Here is a 386-nt window from a genome sequence, read left to right on the forward strand (position 1 = left end):
CTCGTAGACCTTGTCGGTGGTGACGACGACGATCGAGCGCAGGTCGGGTGCGATCCGCAAGGCATCGAGCAGATTGATCGTGCCCTGCACATTGGTCTCGAAGGTCTCCACCGGCTCGCGATAGCCGACGCGCACCAGGGGCTGCGCGGCAAGATGGAAGACCACCTCCGGCTTGACCTTCAGCACCCGGTTCTGCACCGCCAGCCGGTCACGGATGTCGACGATCTCGCCGGGCTTGTTGTCGGAATAGATAAGCATGCGATGCAGCGATGGCCTGTCATCTTTCGGTGCCAATGACAGGCCGTGCACCTCAGCCCCCAACCGGTTGAGCCAGAGCGTCAGCCATGCCCCCTTGAAGCCGGTATGACCGGTGACGAGCACTCGTT

The 386-nt window shown here is 62.4% G+C and carries 1 protein-coding gene; it reads right to left on the reverse strand.

Annotated features, from left to right (window positions below):
* Positions 1-386: GDP-mannose 4,6-dehydratase (locus tag AC1D0P_RS31465; protein WP_477680310.1), on the reverse strand; the 386-nt coding region annotated here is incomplete at both ends.

This window comes from Polaromonas sp. P1_G2 (genome assembly GCF_056405515.1).